The sequence below is a fragment of the Micromonospora sp. DT47 genome (genome assembly GCF_049844475.1).
In the GTDB taxonomy this organism is placed as follows: Bacteria; Actinomycetota; Actinomycetes; order Mycobacteriales; family Micromonosporaceae; genus Micromonospora.
On sequence record NZ_JBNCLC010000002.1, the window covers coordinates 451,863 to 470,043 of the forward strand.

Sequence of the window (18,181 nt, forward strand, 5' to 3'; positions counted from 1 at the left end):
GTCGTCCGGCGGCGACCGCTCAACGCATTTACCGCGCTCCGGCCGGTGGCGGCCCACCCCGGACGCGTGGCGGCCCCGCCGCGCCCGCCCCGCGGGGTCAGGTCTGGGCGACCCGGCGGACGATGCCGAGCAGCGCCTCCTGGACGTCCTCGATCGGCCGGTCGGGTTGGAAGACCAGCCAGTCCACGGCCACCACCAGGCCGACGCCGAAGAGCGCCGACGAGGCGGTCCGCACGTCCAGGTCGGGCGGCAGGTCGCCGCTGTCCACCCCGGCCCGGACGGTCTCCGCGATCACCTCGATCGCCTCGCCGCGCAGCAGCCGCAGGGTCTGCTGCCACTCGCGGTTGGTCCGCCACATCTCGGACAGCAGCAGTTGGGCGAAGGCCCGGTAGCGCCGGATGTACTCCAGCTCCGCTCGGACCAGGGCGGCGAGGGCCTCGCGCGGGGGCAGGCCGGCCACGGCGGCGCGGAAGTCGGCGGTGAGCAGGCCGATGCCGTGCCGCAGCAGCTCCTCGAAGAGTGCCGTCTTGGATTCGAAGTTGTAGTAGACGGTGCCCTTGGCCACTCCCGCCCGGGCCGCGATGTCGTCCACGGTGGTGGCGGAGAAGCCCTGCTCGGCGATGAGCTGCACCGCCGCCAGGAAGAGGCGCTGCCGGGTGTCCTCCCGCCGCCGCGACCGTCCGTCCGTCACTCGACCTCCCCGTTCGCCCCTCCGGCACGCGCCGGTGGGGCGCGTGCCGGAGGCCGCCTGCTGTCGCGCCGTGGACCGGCCCATCAGCATCCTCACATGGTCAGTTCGGGGTGGAGTCTGGCCGGGGTCAGCCGCCGGGACCGGCGGGCCGCGCCGACGGTGAGCAGCAGCGCCCCGGCGCCGAAGCCGGCGAGCACCACCGCGCCGGTGACCACCGTGGCGACCGGTCCGCCGTTGATGGTGTGCCGCAGCCCCTGCACCACGTACGACATGGGCAGCCAGGGGTGGATGGCCTGGAAGAAGCCGGGCGAGGTCTGCACCGGGTAGGTGCCGCCGGAGGAGGTGAGTTGGAGCATCAGCAGGGCCAGCGCGGCGAGCCGCCCGGCCGGCCCGAGCTGCGCCCCGAGCCACTGCATGATGGCGGTGAAGGCCAGCGAGGTCAGCGCCAGCAGCCCGAGCGTCGTGCCGGGGCGCACCGGGTCGAGGCCGAGCACCAGGGTCACCACGGTGAAGAGCACCCCGGCCTGGGCCAGTCCGATCGCCGCGGCGGGCAGCCAGCCGGCGAGCGCGACCCGCCAGGCGGAGGCGTCGGACATGACGTGCCGCCGGTTGACCGGCCGCAGCAGCATGTACGTGATCATCGCGCCGACCCAGAGCGCCAGGCCGAGGAAGTACGGGGCGAAGCCCACGCCGTACGAGCCGGCGGGGTGGTGGGACTGCCGGTCCAGGGAGACCGGGTCACCGAGGATGCCGGCGCGGTCGGCCGCGTCGTCGTACCCGGGGAGTTTCTTCTCGCCGGCGGCGAGCCCGTCGGCGAGCTGGCCGGCGCCGCCCTCCAGCCTGGTGAGGCCGGCGGCGAGCTTGCCGCTGCCGCCGCTGAGCTGGGCGAGCCCGCCGTCCAGGTCGCGGGCGCCGGTGGCGAGCCGGAACAGCCCGCCGCGCAGCTGGTCGGCGCCGGTGGCGGCGCCGCCGAGCCCGTCGCGCAGCCTGGCGTTGCCGTCGGCGATCCTGTCCAGGGCGTCCGCGAGCTGGTCGACCTTGGCCCGAGCGCCGGCGACGTCGTCGGCCAGGTGCGGCGCGGCGGCCGCCACCTCGCGGGCGGTGGCGGCGACCTTCGCCATCCGCGCCCGCAGCGCGTCCAGGTCGGTGGAGCCGAGGGTGGACACCACCGCCTTCGCGGCGGTGACCGCCTCGTCGGCGGCCGTGCGGGCGGCGACCATGCTCGGGTCATCGGCCAGCTCGGGGTGCTCCTTCACCAGGGTGTCGAGCCGGTCGCGCACCTGCTCCGCCTCGGTGACCGCCTGGTCGGCCCTCGCCGGCAGCGCGTCCAGGCCGGTGGCGAGCGCGTCGGCGCCCTCGGCGATGGCGGTGGCGGCCTCCTCGATGGTGTCGGCGTTCTCCCGCAGCACCGGTTCGACCTTGTCCGCGGCGGCGTCGACCTGCTTCGCGGCGGCCCGGGTGGCGGAGGCGGCCCGGGCGCTGCCGTCGGCGAGCTGGACCGCGCCGGTACGCAGCTGGTCGAGCCCGCTGGCGAGGTCGTCGGCGCCCCTGGCCGACTTGTCCAGCCCGTCGGCGAGCTGCCCGGCGCCGGCCTCCGACCGGTCGAGGCCGTCGGCGATCTTCCCGGCCCCGTCCTGGGAGGTGCCGAGCCCGTCGGCGAGCTGCCCGGCCCCGTCGGCCGCCTTGCCGGTCTCGGCCTTGGCGTCGGTGAAGCCGACCAGCATCTTGTCGAAATAGCCGCTGGCGGCGCTCTCCGCCGCGGCGGCCCGGATCTCGCTGAACGCGGAACGGGCGAGCAGGCCGGAGAGGTAGTTGGTGGCGTCGTCGTTGACCACCTTCAGCTCGCCGCGACGGGCCGGCCGGTCCGGCTCGGGGCTGGCCACCAGAGTGGCGGAGAAGTCGGCCGGGATGGCGAAGACCAGGTGGTAGCGGCCGGTGCGGAGGCCGGCGTCGGCGTCGTCGGCGTCGGTCACCGTCCAGCCGAAGACCTTGCGGTCGAGCAGTTCGTCGGTGAGGTCCTGCCCGGCGTGCACGACGCCGCCGTCGCTGGCGGTGGCCGGCCGGTCGGCGTTCACCAGGGCCACCGGGATGCGGTTCATGTTCCCGTACGGGTCCCAGAAGGCGTACAGGTAGAGGGCGCCGTAGAGCAGCGGGATCACGGTGAGGACGGCGAGCGCGGCGCGCGGCAGCCGGCCCCGGGTCATCCGGCGCAGCTCGAAGCGGGCGAGGCGGAAGACACTCATCAGTTCACCTCTGCGTTGACGGTGTCGAGGGTGGGTTCTTCGTCGGGCGCGGGCGCCGGGGCGGCCGGAGCGGCGGACGCGGTCGGCGGGAGGGTCAGGTCGGTGCGGGCCGGCAGGGTGGGGTCGTCGAGCCGGTGCACGATCGCCCGGGATCCCGGTTCGACCGCGCGGGCGCTGGCGACCACCGCGTACCCCTGGTCGGCGAGGCGGGCCAGCGCGGCCCAGAGCCAGGCCCGCTCGGGGGCGTCCGAGCCGGCGTCGACGTCGTCGGCGACGATCAGGCTCGGGCCGCTCAGGGTGGCCAGCACCAGGCCGAGGACCTGCCGCTGCACCGGGGTGAGGTCCCGGCCGCGCAGGTCCGGGTCGAGGGGTACGTCGCCGGTGAGGCCGGCGCCGGAGATCGCGGTGGCGTAGGCGTCCCGCCGGTAAGCCCGGCGAGCCCGCACGGCGGCAACCGGCACCAGTTGGCGGCGGCGGCGTGGCACCGGGCCGAGCAGCAGCAGCCGCTCCTGGAGGTGTTCGGCGACGGTGAGCGCGGGGTCAGGCTCGTGCACCCCGGCCACCTGACCGAGCGCCGCCGGCCCGCGGGTCCGCAGCGTGCCGGTGTTGTGCGGGAAGCGCCCGGCCAGGGCGAGCACCAGGGAGGTACGCCCGCTGCCGGGCGGGCCGGTCACCGCGTGCAGTTCACCGGCCTCGGCGGTCAGGTCGACGTCCCGGTACACCCAGCCCCGCCGGGTCCGCAGACCCAGCCCGGCGGCTTCCACGATCACCATGCGACATCCCGACTTGCTTAAACTGACCGGTCAGTACAAAAACATGCCCAGCGTAGCGCCGGACGTCCGGTTCGGGTCGGTCGGGAGACGTGATTCCCGCCATGGCCGGCGGGCGGGACGGGTCAGAAGAGCACGGTGGCCAGGGTGCCGACCGGGCGGAAGCCGCAGCGTTCGTAGACGCGGCGGGCGGGCAGGTTGAAGTCGTTGACGTAGAGGCTGACCGTCGGGGCCACCCGGAGCAGCGCGTCGCGCACCACCGCGGCCATCGCCGACGTGGCGATCCCCCGGCCCCGCCACTCGGGAGCCACCCAGACCCCCTGGACCTGGGCCGTCCGCCGGGTCACCACCGCCAGCTCGGCCTTGAACACCACCCGGCCGTCGATGAACCGGGCGTACGCCCGACCGGTCCGGACCAGGTCGGTCACCCGGCGCCGGTAGGCCCGGCCGCCGTCCTCGGCCAGCGGCGAGACGCCGACCTCCTCGGTGTACATGGCGACGGCCGCCGGGAAGAGCCGGTCGACCTCGCCGGCGCGTACCGGGCGCACCCCGGGGTCGTCGGCCACCTGCGGGAGCGCGTCGGTGGCCAGCAGCGGCTGGTTGGGGCGGACGTCCCGGGCCGGCCCCCAGTGCCCGGCGAGCCGGTCCCAGAGGCCGAGCACCGCGTCGGCCCGACCGACGATCGAGGAGCAGACCCGCTCCTCGGCGGCGAGCTGCTCGGCGAAGGCGGCGACGGCCGGCTCCGAGGCGAGGACCGGGGTGAGGTTGCCGCCGAGCCAGCAGATCGACTCCAGGTTGCGGCGGGCGCCGTACCCGAGGATCCGGCCCTCGGCCCGCCACCAGGCCAGGCCGCGGGCCTCGACCCGCTCGGCGACCTGCGCGCCCGCGAACGGGTCGAGGTCGAGCAGCCGCTCGACCGCGCGGCGCTCCGACTCCCCCAGTTGACGTACCGGCACCGTCAGCACGGCTATCAGCCTGCCAGATCGGGCCGGGGGTGCGCCGGCCTACCGGGTCAGACGGCGGCCGGTTCCGGCGCGACCTCGACCGGCCGGGTCCGGGCGGCCCACCGGACGACCGGCGGGAGCAGCGCCCCGAGCAGCAGGAACAGCCCGCCCAGCAGCAGCCAGCCGGGCCATCCCCAGCCGACCGCGAGGCTGGTCACCACCACCGGAGCGACCATTCCCCCGAGCTGCATGCCCATCCCGTACGCCCCCTGGTACTGGCCCTGCGCGTGCGCCGGGGCGAGACCGAAGGAGATCCCCCACCCCGCCGCGGCGTGCCACAGCTCGCCGACCACGTGCACCAACGCCCCGGCCAGCAGCAGCGCTACGGCGGCCGGGGCCGACACGCCCCCGCTGGCGGCGAAGAGCGCGCAGGCGACCGCGATGACCACGCCGGCCCGCCGGGCGGCCCGCCCCGCCCCGGACAGGTCCTCGGTGCCGCGCGAAGCGCGGACCTGGAAGAGCACCACCATCACGGTGTTGACCAGCATGCAGGCCGAGATGAGCCAGTGCGGGGCCGTGGTGTGGTCCGCGATCCAGAGCGGCAGGGCGATGTTGAGCAGCCCGAAGTGCATCGACATCAGCCCGTCGAGGACGGTGAAGGCCAGGAACGGACGGTCCCGCAGCGCGATCAACCGCGGCCCGTGCGCGGGCGCCGGGACGGGCGGGACCGGCGCCAACCGGAGCAGGATCCCCGCCGCCACCAGGTAGGTGACGCAGTCGAGCAGGATGAGCGCGACGTAGGCGGCCCGGGTGTCCGCCGCGAGACCGACGCCGGCGACCACGGCGCCGACCGAGATCCCGACGTTGGTGACGGCGCGCAGGTAGGCGCGGGTGCGGACCCGCTGGTCCGCGGGGACGGCCCCGGCGATCAGCGCGCCCCGGGCACCCCGGCTGGCCGCGTCCGCGACCGCCATCAGCACGCCGACCACCAGGAACGTCGGAAACGACCGGACGGCCACCAGGGCGGCGGTGAACACGCCGGAGGCGAGCAGCGCCGCGAGCTGGATGCCACGCGGGCCGTGCCGGTCGGCGAGGTAGCCCATCGGGGTGCTGGCGACCAGGCTGACCAGCGCGGTGATGGTGAGACCGAGGCCGACCTGGGCCACCGACAGGCCGACCGAGCGGGTCAGGAAGAGCGCGCTGACGGTCAGCCAGGTGCCCCGGCCGACGGTGTTCACCAGGGTGGAGAGGGCGAGGGTCCGGGCCGGGCCCGGTTCGGGAAGCAGGCGCACTCCCACACCCTAGCAAGACGTACGTACGGTTTTCTGCCCTGCGGTCGGCGGGACCCGCCGCAAGCTCTACGCCATCCTCGCCGAATCCGAGTGACACCGCCCCCCGGGCACGGTGGGCCTCGTATGGAGAAAGAGTGGCCATTCCGCGCGGAATGGCCACTCATTCTCCAAAAGCGCGTTCGCGACGTTCGACGGACGCCGCGAAGGCGTCAGTGGACGGTGACGGTGGGGCCGGTGATCATGCCGCGCAGCTCCTCGGGAAGCTCGGCGCCCATCTCGTCGGCGAGGCGGAGCGCCTCCTCGATCAGCGTCTCGACGATCTGCCCCTCGGGGACGGTCTTGATGACCTGGCCCTTGACGAAGATCTGCCCCTTGCCGTTGCCGGAGGCGACGCCGAGGTCCGCCTCGCGGGCCTCACCTGGGCCGTTCACCACGCAGCCCATCACGGCCACCCGCAGCGGCACCGGCAGCCCCTCCAGGCCGGCGGTGACCTCCTCGGCGAGCTTGTAGACGTCCACCTGGGCGCGGCCGCAGGACGGGCAGGAGACGATCTCCAGGCCACGCTCGCGCAGCCCGAGCGACTCCAGGATCTGGTTGCCGACCTTGATCTCCTCGACCGGCGGGGCGGAGAGCGAGACCCGGATGGTGTCGCCGATCCCCTCGGCCAGCAGCGCGCCGAAGGCGACCGCCGACTTGATGGTGCCCTGGAACGCCGGCCCGGCCTCGGTGACGCCGAGGTGCAGCGGGTAGTCGCACTGCTCGGCCAGCTGCCGGTACGCCCGGATCATCACCACCGGGTCGTTGTGCTTGACCGAGATCTTGATGTCCCGGAAGCCGTGCTCCTCGAAGAGCGAGCACTCCCAGAGCGCCGACTCGACCAGCGCCTCGGCGGTGGCCTTGCCGTACTTGGCGAGCAGCCGCTTGTCCAGCGAGCCGGCGTTGACGCCGATCCGGATCGGCACGCCCGCGTCGCCGGCCGCCTTGGCGATCTCCTTGACCTTGTCGTCGAACTGCCGGATGTTGCCCGGGTTGACCCGGACCGCGGCGCAGCCGGCGTCGATCGCGGCGAAGACGTACTTGGGCTGGAAGTGGATGTCGGCGATCACCGGGAGCTGCGACTTCTTCGCGATGGCCGGCAGCGACTCCACGTCGTCCTGGCTGGGCACGGCGACCCGGACGATCTGGCAGCCGGAGGCGGTCAACTCGGCGATCTGCTGGAGGGTGGCGTTGATGTCGGAGGTGAGGGTGGTGGTCATCGACTGCACCGAGACCGGCGCACCCCCACCGACCGGCACCGAGCCGACCATGATCTGGCGGCTGGCCCGGCGCGGGGCGAGCGGCGGGGGCGGTACGGCGGGCATACCGAGGCTGACAGCGGTCACTTCAGGCACTCACCTTGTGAAGAGCGTGATCGGATTGACGATGTCCGCGGTGACGGTCAGCAGCGTGAACGCGCCACCGACCAGGATCACCGCGTACGTGAGGGGCATGAGCTTCAGGTAGTCCACCCGGCCCGGGTCCCGGCGGCCGATCCGGGCGTACAGCCAGGAACGGGCCCGTTCGTACCAGGCGATGGCGATGTGACCGCCGTCCAGCGGTAGCAGCGGCAGCAGGTTGAACACCCCGACGAAGAAGTTCAGCGAGATGAAGAGTAGGGGCAGCATCTGCCAGAAGCCGTTCGCCAGCGCCTCGCCGCCCAGCTTGCTGGCGCCGACCACGCTGATCGGGGTGTCCTTGTCCCGCTCACCACCGGTGATGGCGGTCCAGAGCGCGGGCACCTTCTCGGGGATCCGCTTCATCGCCTCGTACGTGCCGACGGCCAGGTCCTTGGTGTAGCCGGCGGTGGCCGGGATCGCCTCGACCGGGCCGTACGTGACGTTGGCCGGAACGCCCGGCGGCAGCGACGGGCCGACCACGCCGACGACGCCGACCATGACCGGGGCACCGTCCGGGTCGTCGAGCGGCTTGCGATGCACTCCGGCGGGTGTGACCTGCACCTTTCCCGGGACGCCGTCACGCTCGTACCGGATCGTGGCCGGCTTGTCCGCGGGCAGTGCCCGGACCGTCTTCATCAGGGCGTTGTAGTCGACCACCGAGGTGCCGTTCACCGCGAGGATCTTGTCGTCGTCACGGAGGCCGGCCTGTTTGGCGGGACTCACCGGGTCACCCGCTGCGCACTCGCGCTGCGCGCCGTCGGGGAGGATGCAGTCGACGACCTTGACGTACGCCGGCAGTGGGTTGGGGATGTCCTTGTTCGGCATGCCCATGAACATCGCGGCCAGCCAGATCGCGATGATCGCGAGCGCGAAGTGGGTGATCGAGCCGGCGGACATCACGATCGTCCGCTTCCAGACCGGGTAGCGCCACATCGCCCGGTGCTCGTCGGCCGGGTCGACGTCGTCGTCCTGCGGCGTCATCCCGACGATCTTGCAGAACCCGCCGAGCGGGATCGCCTTGACGCCGTACTCCGTCTCGCCGCGCCGGAAGGACCAGAGGGTCGGGCCGAAGCCGACGAAGTAGCGGGTGACCTTCATCCCGAACGCCTTGGCGGTCAGCATGTGACCCGCCTCGTGCAGGCTCACCGAGATGAGAATCCCCAGGGCGATCACCACCACCCCGAGCAGATAGAGCATCAGGCTTCCTTCCCCGTCCCCGAGATGATCTCCTGCGCGTGCGCGCGCGCCCACGACTCCGCCGCGAGCACGTCCTCGACGGTACCTGGTTCGCCGAAATCGGGAGCCTCCTCCAACACCCGCTGGAGGGTGTCGACGATGCCGAGGAAGGGCAGCCGGCCGGCGACGAACGCCTCGACGCACTCCTCGTTCGCCGCGTTGTAGATCGCCGGGCGGCAGCGGCCCGTCTCACCGGCGGCCTTGGCCAGCGCGACCGCCGGGAACGCGTCGTCGTCCAGCGGGGCGAACTCCCAGGTGTGTGCCGTGGTCCAGTCCACCGCGGCGGCGGCCTCGGGCACCCGGTCCGGCCAGCCCAGGCCGAGCGCGATCGGCAGCCGCATGTCCGGCGGGCTGGCCTGGGCGAGAGTGGAGCCGTCGACGAACTCGACCATCGAGTGGATCACCGACTGCGGGTGCACCATCACGGTGATGTCGGCGTACGGCACGTCGAACAGCTCGTGCGCCTCGATCACCTCCAGCGCCTTGTTGACCATGGTGGCCGAGTTGATCGTGACGACCGGACCCATGTTCCACGTCGGGTGCGCCAGCGCCTGCTCGGGGGTGACCTCGGTCAGCTCGTCGCGGCGGCGGCCCCGGAACGGCCCGCCGCTGGCGGTGACCACCAGCCGGCGCACCTCGCCGCGCGTCCCGCCGCGCAGGCACTGGGCCAGCGCCGAGTGCTCCGAGTCCACCGGGACGATCTGCCCCGGCCGCGTCACCGCGGCCCTCACCAGCGGGCCGCCGGCGACGAGCGACTCCTTGTTGGCCAGGGCGAGGGTACGACCGGCGCGCAGCGCGGCCAGCGTCGGCGCCAGCCCCAGCGAGCCGACCACCCCGTTGAGTACGACGTCGCAGGGCCACTGCGCCAGCTCGGTCATCGCGTCCGGGCCGGCGACGATCTTCGGCAGCTTGAAGTCCCCGGTGGCCCAGCCGCGCCGGCTCGCCTCGGCGTAGAAGGCGAGCTGGAGGTCCTGCGCGGCGGTGGCCTTGGCCACGCCGACCACGTCCACGCCGAGTTCGAGGGCCTGCGCGGCGAGCAGCTCGACGTTGCCGCCGCCAGCGCCGAGCGCCACCACCTGGAACCGGTCCGGGTGGCGCCGCACGATGTCGATGGCCTGGGTGCCGATCGAGCCGGTGGAACCGAGCAGGACGAGATCTCGGGGAGAAGTCACGCGGCCATTCTGCCCCGACGCCACTGTGCGCCCGCTGGGAGCCTCCTCCGCTGACCACCGGCCCGAACAGAAAGCCCTGGTCACGGTCTGAGGACTCCATCGGACCCGGGGCGGTGCGGTCCGTTCGTGGCGCCTTCGCGCCGCAGTCCGGTCGAGAGCCTCCTGATCTGGTCGAACAGGTGGGTGGTGGCCTCGGTGCTGGTGATCGCGGCGAGTGCGGCGGTCCAGCCGGCGAGGAAGTAGTCCCAGCCGTTCATCGTGGCCGTCCCGGCCTCCTGGGCCTGCTGCAGGAAGGTGAGTGTTCCCCGGTAGTTGAAGTCCCAGGCGAGAACGCCGGGTGGAAGGTCCGCGGGCCGTTCCAGTGGTGATCCGGGGCTGGTCTTGCCGAGACCGGTGGCATTGACGATGACGGTGCCCGGATCGGCGCGCCGGGTGTACGTGCCGGTGACGTCCGGGGTCGCGGCGATCGCGGTGGTGACGTCCGCGTCGAGGATGCCGGCGCGCTGCCGCACCACGCGCATGGCCGCGAGCGCCTGCCGCTCGATGCCGAGAATGGTGAGCGACCCGCGGCGGCCCTGTGTGGTGCGGGGTGTCGCGTGCCCGGACGCGATCGTGGCGGGGATGTCGAGCCCCATCGCGAGCATCAGCGCGGTGGCGGCCCCGCCGGAGCCGATGCAGATCATGGAGCGGTCGGGGCCGATCCATTCGGGGGTCATCGCACCGAGGAGGATGTCGAGCGACTGCGGGTCGCGGGCGAATGCGTGGATGCCGTCACGGGTGTCCAGTGCGTTGAGTTCGTGGGTGATCGCCGAGAGCGGGTCGGCGTGGTCGATGAGCTCCGTGATCGCGTCGTACATGCGGAGTTTGTGGCTGGTGACGACCGCACCGCGCACGAGCGGGTTGTCTCGCATCGCGATCGCGAGCCGGCGGAACTCGGCCGGGTCGGTGGTCGCGGGCAGGTCGACGCCACGGAGGACGGCGCCGGGCGCGAACGTCGGCGCCCAGAGCGGGAACGCGGTGTGGATGCTCGACCCCGCGGTGCTGATGCCGACGAAGAGATAGAGGGGCGCTTCGTCCCAGCTCTCGACTGCCGTGACGTCGATCAGCGCGCTGTCGGTGAGGGCGGCGGGCAGGCTCATACGGTGATGACCTCCACGCCGTGCTGGTGCGCCTCGGCGCGCTCGGCGTCGGTGGGTGTGTGATCGGTGATGATGGTGGTGAGCTGGCTCGCGTCGGCCGCCCACCCGAAGGTGGTCCTGCCCCATTTGGATTCGTCGCACAGCAGGATCGCCCTGGCCGAGTACCGGATGGCGGCGGCCTTCACCGCGGCGTCCTCGGCGTCGTAGGAGGTGAGGCCCTCGCGGAAGGAGAATCCGCAGCACGACATGATCGCCGTGTCGAACCGCATCCTGGCGATGCTGCTGACGGCGAGCGCCCCGCTGTACGACAGTTCGTGTGGCCGGATGTCACCACCGCACATCGTCAACCGCAGGTCGGGCAGCTCGCCGAGGACGGCCGCCGAGCGCAGCGACAGCGGCATGACGCGCACGTCGCTCACCCTGAGCTGTCGCGCCACCTCCAGGCAGGTGGTGCCGCTGTCCAGGATGACGCTCTCGCCGCTGGTGACCATGTCGGCAGCGGCGGCGGCGATACGGACCTTCGCGTCGTGGTTCACTGCCGACCGGGCGAAGAACGGTGTCGCCACCCCGCGCAACGCGATCCTGCGCGCGCCGCCGTGCGTGCGGCGCAGCACGCCCTCCTGGTCGAGTCGGACGAGGTCGCGTCGGACGGTCGCCTCCGACACTCCGAGCTGCTCGACGAGATCCGCCACGGTGATGCTCTCTGACTGCTCGAGCAGCCGGAGGATGCCTGCACGTCGCTGAGCGGTCTCCATACGACCAGGCTACCGGTGCCCGTGATTGATCGCGCAGTGGGCATGACTGAACGGTCAGCGGGATGGCTACGGCTGGGGGGCGGTCCGGGAGGGAGGAGGACTCGTCCGGTGCCGCGGTGAGCAGGCCCCGGCCACGTAGGAAAGCGAACAGCTCGGCGCGCTCCTCCGCCTCCAACCCGTCGATCGGGACGGGGAACACCTGGTGCCGGCCGAGCCGGAACAGCAGGTGGCCCGGGATCAGTTGCACCCCGCTCAGCGCCTCCCACCGCACCAGGCCCTCACTGAGCGCGTTCGCGGAGTGCACGCCCTCGTCGGTGAAGGTCCAGGTGATCGGGATGCCGTACATCGTCCAGTTGGCCCGGACCATGGTCCGGAGGATCAGCGGGGACAGCGGCGTCAGGACCGCCGCGCCGGCAACCCAGGGGACGGCCTCCAGCGCATCGCCCGTGAGCACGCAGGTGAGGGCCGGCAGGAGCAGCATGAGCGGGCAGCTCCAGGCGAGGACCAGGGTCCGGCGGTACGCCCGGCGCAGAGCGGCGGTGAGCCGCCGTCGGTCCGGCTGGGTCTCGAAACGGATCATCACGGCGGAAGACGATACGGTCCGGGCGCCACGCCCGCTGCCCCCGGCCGTCAGTCGTCCGTGCTGCGGACGAAGGTCTCCAGCACCTCGCCCCCGTACCAGTCGGTGCGCCGGCCGAGGTGGGTCATGCCGAGCCGGCGGGCCACCGCCATGGACGGCTCGTTGCCGGGCGAGACCACCGCGTACACCTCCCGGGCGCCGACGGCGAACTCGCGGGCCAGCACCGCCCGGGCCGCCTCGGTGGCGTACCCGTGGCCCCACGAGTCGGGGTGCAGGTGCCAGCCGACCTCCACGTCGGCGGTCTCGGTCACGCCGTCCGCACCGGGCAGCGGCTTGAGGATCACCGTGCCGGCCACCGTGCCGGTGTCCCGGACCTGGATCGCCCAGGTGCCGTACCGGCCGCCGTGGCCGGCGTGCCGGTCCCGCCAGATCCGCAGCCGCTCGGCGGCCTGCGCCGGCGCGGTCAGCGGCAGACCGGACGCCGCCAGCCAGCGGGTGATCTCGGTACGGGAGTAGATGTCGAAGATCCGGTCCAGGTCCGCCGGCGCGTCGGTCCAGTCCCGCAGCACCAGGCGCCCGGTGGTGAGCACGGTCATGCCGCCGGATCGTAATGCGTGCCCGGGGTTCGTGCGGGGGAAGAAGATAGCGGTGGGCGACGCATGGCAGCGGGCGAAGCGGCTACTCGGCCACCCTCGCCCTGTCCCGCTGGCGCGCCATCCGCGCGGCCACCCGTGCCGATCATGAGGCGGCCGCCTCCCTCCCACCGGAGCCACCAACGCACTATGCTGCCGGGCCATGAGCGAAGCGAGCGACCTGCCGACCCGAGCCGACGTCGTGATCGTCGGGTCCGGCCACAACGGGTTGGTATCGGCGATCCTGCTGGCCCGGGCCGGGCTGGACGTGCTGGTGCTGGAGGCGGCGGAGGTGATCGGCGGGGCCACGCGCACCGAGAACCCGTTCCCGAAGGTCCCCGAGCTGCGCCACTCCACCGGGTCGTACCTGCTCGGGCTGATGCCGCCGGAGCTGCTCGCCACCCTCGACGTCCGGATCCCGGTGCTCCGCCGCGACCCGCACTACTTCCTGCCCACCCCGGGCGGCCTCGGCTCGCCGTACCTGTTGATGGGCAGCGACCAGGCGGCGACCCGGCAGCAGCTCGCGGAGTTCTTCTCCCCCGCCGACGTGGCCGCCGACGACGCGCTCCAGGCCGAGCTGGCCCAGCTGCGCGAGGACCTGGCGCCGGCCTGGCTGGCCGAACCGCTGCCGGTGGAGGAGACCGCCGAGCGGTACGTCCGCCCGGCCCTGCGGCAGGTCTTCGTCGACCTGGTCCGCGGCTCGGTCGCCGACCACCTGGCCCGCTTCGAGTTCCGCTCCGAGCTGCTGGTCAGCATGTACGCCGTCACCGACGGCCTCTCCGGCCTCAACGCCGGCCCGGACGACCCCGGCACCGGGCACAACTTCCTGGCGCACAACATGTGCCGGCTCCCCGGCGCCGGCGGCACCTGGATGATCGCCGAGGGCGGGATGGGCACCGTCTCCCGGACCTTCGCCGAGGCCGCCCGCGCCGCCGGGGCCCGGATCGTCACCGGTACGCCCGTGGCGGGGGTGACCCTGGACGGCGGCGCGGCGTCCGGCGTCGTGCTGGCCGACGGCCGCCAGGTCGCCGCCGGGGTGGTCCTCGGCGCCTGCGACCCGTACCGGTTGATGGACCTGCTGCCCGGCGGTGCGCTGCCGGCGCCGCTCGGCGAGCGGATGGCGGCGGTCCGCCGCACCGGCACCACGCTCAAGCTCAACCTCGCGCTGACCGGGCTGCCCCGCTTCTCCTGCCTGCCCGAGGGCGCGCCCAGCCCGTTCGGCTCCACCATCCACCTGCTGCCCGGTTCCGCCTCGCTGGTCGGCGGGAAGGGTGAACCGCCGATGGCGGCGCTGCGCGGCATGTGGGCGGACGTACAGGCCGGGCGGCTGCCCGAGGAGCCGACCATCGAGTGGTACCTGCACACCACCGTCGACCCGTCCCTGTCCGACCCGGCCGGGCACCACTCGTCGGCGCTCTTCGTGCAGTCGGTCCCCTACGAGCTGGCCGGCACCACCTGGGAGGAAGCGCTGCCCGGCTACGTCGACAAGCTGATCGCCATCTGCGAGCGGTACGCCCCCGGCGCCGGCGACCTGATCGCCGACGCGGTGCCGCTGCCCCCGCCCGGCATCGAGGCGCACTTCGGCATCACCGGCGGGCACATCCACCACGTCGACAACACGGTCTCCTTCACCGACCGCATGCCCTACGCCACGGGGATCGACGGCGTCTACGCGGGCAGCGCCGGCTGCCACCCCGCCGGCAGCGTGATCGGCGCCGCCGGCCACAACGCCGCCCGCCGCATCCTCACCGACCTCGGCCGCTGACCCCCCCCCCCCCCGCGATCTTGCACTTTGAGCCCGCCCTTCACGGCTTTTGCGCCTTATGTCCGGGCAGGAAATGCAAGATCGCGGGATCTATGCCGCGGTGGAGGAGCCGGGGAGGTTGCCGGGGCCGCGGAGGAGGTAGAGGCCGACGAATGCGAGGTAGAGGAAAAGGCTGAGGATCGGGTCGACGAAGACGAAGGCGAAGGCGATCAGGTAGAGCAGTGGGCGCAGCAGAAACCGCCGCGCGACCGCCCGGGCCAGCCGGGGATCCAGGTCGGGGTGGAGCAGCCGGCGCCGGCGCGCCCACCACCAGCTCAGGTTGAAGAAGAGCGCCTCACTCAGCAGGGTGCCGACGTAGAGGACAGCGGTCAGCCGCTGCTCGGTCACGCCACTGCGCAGGTTGTCCGAGAGCAGGTCGGCGGTGAACGGGATCGCGGCGACGAAGAGCAGCAGGAGCAGGTTGAACACCAGCATCGTCTGATCGACCCGGACCACGTACCGCCACATGTTGTGGTGGGCGAGCCAGATGTGGCCGACGATCGCGAAGGTGATCACGTACGCCAGGTAGGACGGCCAGGCCTGGGCGAGGGCGTCGGGAAGCGCCTTCCCGCTCGCCCGGGCGGGGCCGTACTGGAGCAGCTCGACGGCCATCACCGTCAGCACGACCGCGAAGATCCCGTCGCTGATCGCCTCCACCCGGGAGGCGTCCCGGGCCATCTCCCGGTCGCGCCCGTACCGGTACTCCCGCTCCCTGGCGTCTGCCCCCGTCACGCCCCGCCCCGCTCTCGCCGGTGTCCGGTCGGTGCCCGCCTGCGGCTTTCGCCGCCCACCACTGCATGGTCGCCCAGCGAGGGGACCGCGCGGGCGCGGATCGGGGGTTCCGGCCGGGGCACCGCGTCGGCGGGCCCCGGCCGGGCCGTCAGCTGAGCGCCTCGTCGGCGGGGGCGGGGGTCTGCTCGTCGGCGCGGTGGGCGCGGATCTTGTGGCCGACGCTCGTCAGGCAGCGGCCGCTGGCCATGTCGAACTTCCAGCCGTGCAGCTGGCAGGTCAGCTGGTCGCCCTCGACGATGCCGAACCGGGTCAGGTCGGCCTTCAGGTGCGGGCAGCGCCGCTGCACCACCCAGTCGCCGAGGGTGATGTCCTCCGAGTCGCTGGTCCGCTCGTGCTCGTCGTACCAGCCCTCGGCGTACTGCAGGCGCTCCTCGGAGAGGCACTTGAAGAACGCGTAGACGAACTCGTTGTACTGGCCGATCCGGGCCGCCGAGAAGCGGCAGGAGAGGAAGAGCGAGTTGACCCAGTCCACCTCGCCGATGTGCAGCAGGTGCTCGATCAGCGACCGCTCGGTACGGAACCGGTAGCGGACCTTCTCGTCGGCGTACGGGCGAACCTCCTTGCCCGGGAAGTCCACCACGATCGACTCGACGCTCTCGCCGTCGTAGCCGACCAGGTCGAAGCGGACCGGGCCGCCGACTCCCTTGGCCAGGTAGATCGACTCGTCCAGCAGCGGCTCGATCCGGCGCTTCATCTCGCCGAGCACGTCCACCTCGGGGTGCCGCCAGGACGCCTTCTCCGCCTCGATGACCGGGCGCTTGCGCTCCCGCATCTCCTCCAGGTGGGCGGTCTTGTTGGCGAAGAACTCCTCCACCGGCACCGGATGGGTGGTGCTGGCGCCCTCGGTGGTGATCTCACTGACGCTGCCCGGCAGCAGCACGATCCCGTTGGTGCCGCCGACCTTGGCGTACTCGGAGAGGAAGACCGACTGGTCGGGGAAGATGTTGCCCTCGTCGCCGTGGATGTCGTTGAACTGCCACAGGGCGTCGTCGAGGAAGCACGGCGGGCCGGCGATCGGGAAGACGTGGTCGGCCTTCAGGTCGTCGATGTAGCGCCAGGTGCGGTCGAACTGCCGGTCCCGCTTCTGCTTGCCGAACGCCGTCTTCGCCGCCTGCGGCAGCTCGTAGACCATCGGGTACCAGATCGCGCCGGAGAACTGGAGCAGGTGCGCGTGCACGTGACCCAGCTCGGCGAAGACGCTCAGGTCGGTCGGGCGGGCGTCGTTCTGATTGAGCAGCCGGACGCCGTCGTACTCCACCCAGAGCGAGGAGTCGCCGATCGGGCCGTCGGTCGGGCTGGTCAGCGCCTGGATCATGATCTTCAGACCGCCGTCCAGCTCGACGACCTGCTCGTTCGGCGCCTTGAGGAACCTGGTGAAGCCCAGCTCCCGCAGCTCGTCCTCCATCTCCGAGGTGGGGAACTCGGGGAGCAGGACGGTGGCCTCCTTCGACACGTACCGCTTGAGGTGCGCCGCGTCGAAGTGGTCCCGGTGCAGATGCGACACGTACAGGTAGTCGACCTGGCCCAGCGTCTCCCAGTCGAGCAGGGAGTTGTCCGGGAAGGGGAACCAGGAGGCGAAGTAGGCCGGATTGACCCACGGGTCGCACAGGATGCTGCCCGCGGCCGTGTCGATCCGCATGCTGGCATGTCCCGTACCGGTCACTCGCACCGCAGTCCCCCTCAAAACGACAATCAAGGTGTACGTCAAACGCTACCGGAGGCAGTCTGGACGCCAACCCGCGACGCCGGTAGTGCCGTTGCGCCCGGCCGAAGAGGGGTCCAACGACCCGGGCGCGGTCAGTCCTCGACCGGACCGGTCCAGCTCCGCCGCTCCGGCGCGGCGGCACGCCAGCTCGCCAGCAGCGCCGGGATCTCGTCGACCGGCGCGGCCAGGTGCACCCGCTGCCCGCCGGCGACCTGGTGGTCCCGGTCCTGGCTGACGCTCCCCTCGCTGCAGCACGCGCAGATCGTCCGCACGCCGCTGGCGGGCTCGGCCGCGTACCCGTGCTCGTCGAAGAGGTCCGCCAGGGCCCGGACGTCCGCCGGCGTGCCGGCGGTGACCTCGACGGTGGTGGTGGGCAGCTCGGAGGCCCGGAACAGCAGCAGCTCGTCGAAGACCGGGTACGCCCGCCCGTCGACCTCCCGCTCGCCGTTGGGCGCCCCGTCGTGCACCACCACCTCGCCGAACCGGCGGCCCGACCCCGGGGTGGGGACGTTCAGCACCCGGGCCCGGGTCGGGCAGAGCCGCTGCGCCCAGACCACCTCCCCGCCGGCCTCCGGGTTCAGCCGGACCGGGGTGGCCCCGAAGTCCGCCGCGATCTCCCCCTCGCCGTCGGGCACGGTCAGCCCGTAGCCCCGCCAGGCGTCCCGGGCAGTGGCCCAGTCCTCCATGATCGTGGCCGCGATGCCGAGGTTCCAGAACGCCGGATCCTCGGTGCCCCGCTTCGCCCGCGCGGCCGCCTCCCGGCCCAGCTCGTACGCCTTCGCCCAGTTGCGCAGGAACTTGTGGGCCAGCGCCGCGTTGTACCACCACGCCTCGGCCGCCGGGATGTCCGGATACCGGCGCACGAGGCGCTCCCACAGCTCCCCGGCGACCGGCCAGTCCTCCGCGTGCCACGCCTGCTGCGCCCGCTCGTACAGCTCGCGGTCGTCCGTGCGGGTCATGCGTCCCCCATCAGGTCGGACCCTGCGCCGG

15 protein-coding genes are annotated in these 18,181 nt (G+C 72.7%); 1 reads left to right on the plus strand and 14 read right to left on the minus strand.

Translation table 11 applies throughout. From position 1 onward, the window contains the following. Window positions 1-97 precede the first annotated feature (97 nt). From ACLQ2U_RS04675 to ACLQ2U_RS04725, 11 genes are all read right to left on the minus strand, one after another. Window positions 98-691: a TetR/AcrR family transcriptional regulator gene (locus ACLQ2U_RS04675; RefSeq protein WP_425749268.1), complete on the minus strand. Its 594-nt coding sequence runs from the start codon at window positions 689-691 to the stop codon at window positions 98-100. A gap of 92 nt (window positions 692-783) precedes the next feature. Further along, on the minus strand, window positions 784-2,934 hold the full coding sequence (locus tag ACLQ2U_RS04680) for a YhgE/Pip family protein (protein WP_425749269.1): 2,151 nt from the start codon (window positions 2,932-2,934) through the stop codon (window positions 784-786). Continuing rightward, a complete protein-coding gene (locus ACLQ2U_RS04685) occupies window positions 2,934-3,707 on the minus strand; it encodes an ATP-binding cassette domain-containing protein (protein ID WP_425749270.1) in 774 nt (257 codons plus the stop codon). The genes ACLQ2U_RS04680 and ACLQ2U_RS04685 overlap by 1 nt, the downstream gene beginning before the upstream one ends. A 122-nt stretch (window positions 3,708-3,829) precedes the next feature. Next, complete coding sequence (locus ACLQ2U_RS04690; protein WP_425749271.1) at window positions 3,830-4,669, minus strand: GNAT family N-acetyltransferase; 840 nt, start codon at window positions 4,667-4,669, stop codon at window positions 3,830-3,832. A gap of 47 nt (window positions 4,670-4,716) precedes the next feature. After that, window positions 4,717-5,940 carry an MFS transporter gene (locus ACLQ2U_RS04695; protein ID WP_425749272.1) on the minus strand — a complete coding sequence of 408 codons (1,224 nt, stop codon included), beginning with the start codon at window positions 5,938-5,940 and terminating at the stop codon, window positions 4,717-4,719. Window positions 5,941-6,149: 209 nt separating this feature from the next. Beyond that, on the minus strand, window positions 6,150-7,322 hold the full coding sequence (ispG, locus tag ACLQ2U_RS04700; RefSeq protein WP_425749273.1) for a flavodoxin-dependent (E)-4-hydroxy-3-methylbut-2-enyl-diphosphate synthase: 1,173 nt from the start codon (window positions 7,320-7,322) through the stop codon (window positions 6,150-6,152). A gap of 9 nt (window positions 7,323-7,331) precedes the next feature. Further along, the gene (locus ACLQ2U_RS04705; RefSeq protein ID WP_425749274.1) at window positions 7,332-8,573 is read right to left on the minus strand and encodes a M50 family metallopeptidase; all 1,242 of its coding nucleotides are present in this window, start codon (window positions 8,571-8,573) and stop codon (window positions 7,332-7,334) included. Next, window positions 8,573-9,784, minus strand: a complete 1,212-nt coding sequence (gene dxr / locus ACLQ2U_RS04710) for a 1-deoxy-D-xylulose-5-phosphate reductoisomerase (protein ID WP_425749275.1) — start codon at window positions 9,782-9,784, stop codon at window positions 8,573-8,575. Before dxr ends, ACLQ2U_RS04705 begins: the two co-directional genes overlap by 1 nt. Before the next feature lie 80 nt (window positions 9,785-9,864). Then, window positions 9,865-10,923, minus strand: a complete 1,059-nt coding sequence (locus ACLQ2U_RS04715; protein ID WP_425749276.1) for a hypothetical protein — start codon at window positions 10,921-10,923, stop codon at window positions 9,865-9,867. Beyond that, on the minus strand, window positions 10,920-11,678 hold the full coding sequence (locus ACLQ2U_RS04720; RefSeq protein WP_425749277.1) for a DeoR/GlpR family DNA-binding transcription regulator: 759 nt from the start codon (window positions 11,676-11,678) through the stop codon (window positions 10,920-10,922). Before ACLQ2U_RS04720 ends, ACLQ2U_RS04715 begins: the two co-directional genes overlap by 4 nt. 630 nt (window positions 11,679-12,308) lie before the next feature. Further along, window positions 12,309-12,854, minus strand: a complete 546-nt coding sequence (locus tag ACLQ2U_RS04725) for a GNAT family N-acetyltransferase (RefSeq protein ID WP_425749278.1) — start codon at window positions 12,852-12,854, stop codon at window positions 12,309-12,311. Window positions 12,855-13,053: 199 nt separating this feature from the next. Here ACLQ2U_RS04725 and ACLQ2U_RS04730 point away from each other — a divergent pair, with 199 nt between their 5' ends. After that, on the plus strand, window positions 13,054-14,655 hold the full coding sequence (locus tag ACLQ2U_RS04730) for a phytoene desaturase family protein (RefSeq protein ID WP_425749279.1): 1,602 nt from the start codon (window positions 13,054-13,056) through the stop codon (window positions 14,653-14,655). Between the two features lie 90 nt (window positions 14,656-14,745). On the opposite strand, the gene ACLQ2U_RS04735 is transcribed toward ACLQ2U_RS04730, so the two are convergent. From ACLQ2U_RS04735 to ACLQ2U_RS04745, 3 genes are all read right to left on the minus strand, one after another. Continuing rightward, the gene (locus tag ACLQ2U_RS04735; protein ID WP_425749344.1) at window positions 14,746-15,372 is read right to left on the minus strand and encodes a TMEM175 family protein; all 627 of its coding nucleotides are present in this window, start codon (window positions 15,370-15,372) and stop codon (window positions 14,746-14,748) included. Between the two features lie 202 nt (window positions 15,373-15,574). Next, on the minus strand, window positions 15,575-17,155 hold the full coding sequence (locus ACLQ2U_RS04740) for a Rieske 2Fe-2S domain-containing protein (RefSeq protein ID WP_425749280.1): 1,581 nt from the start codon (window positions 17,153-17,155) through the stop codon (window positions 15,575-15,577). Window positions 17,156-17,283: 128 nt separating this feature from the next. Continuing rightward, the gene (locus ACLQ2U_RS04745; protein ID WP_425749281.1) at window positions 17,284-18,150 is read right to left on the minus strand and encodes a tetratricopeptide repeat protein; all 867 of its coding nucleotides are present in this window, start codon (window positions 18,148-18,150) and stop codon (window positions 17,284-17,286) included. Window positions 18,151-18,181 lie beyond the last annotated feature (31 nt).

Bases quoted from the DNA above. Each gene is read 5' to 3' on its own strand.
- ACLQ2U_RS04680 (WP_425749269.1), bottom strand. From the start codon at position 2,934: ATGAGTGTCTTCCGCCTCGCCCGCTTCGAGCTGCGCCGGATGACCCGG.
- ACLQ2U_RS04685 (WP_425749270.1), bottom strand. From the start codon at position 3,707: ATGGTGATCGTGGAAGCCGCCGGGCTGGGTCTGCGGACCCGGCGGGGC.
- ACLQ2U_RS04705 (WP_425749274.1), bottom strand. From the start codon at position 8,573: ATGCTCTATCTGCTCGGGGTGGTGGTGATCGCCCTGGGGATTCTCATC.
- ACLQ2U_RS04715 (WP_425749276.1), bottom strand. From the start codon at position 10,923: ATGAGCCTGCCCGCCGCCCTCACCGACAGCGCGCTGATCGACGTCACG.
- ACLQ2U_RS04720 (WP_425749277.1), bottom strand. From the start codon at position 11,678: ATGGAGACCGCTCAGCGACGTGCAGGCATCCTCCGGCTGCTCGAGCAG.
- ACLQ2U_RS04725 (WP_425749278.1), bottom strand. From the start codon at position 12,854: ATGACCGTGCTCACCACCGGGCGCCTGGTGCTGCGGGACTGGACCGAC.
- ACLQ2U_RS04730 (WP_425749279.1), top strand. From the start codon at position 13,054: ATGAGCGAAGCGAGCGACCTGCCGACCCGAGCCGACGTCGTGATCGTC.
- ACLQ2U_RS04735 (WP_425749344.1), bottom strand. From the start codon at position 15,372: ATGGCCCGGGACGCCTCCCGGGTGGAGGCGATCAGCGACGGGATCTTC.
- ACLQ2U_RS04745 (WP_425749281.1), bottom strand. From the start codon at position 18,150: ATGACCCGCACGGACGACCGCGAGCTGTACGAGCGGGCGCAGCAGGCG.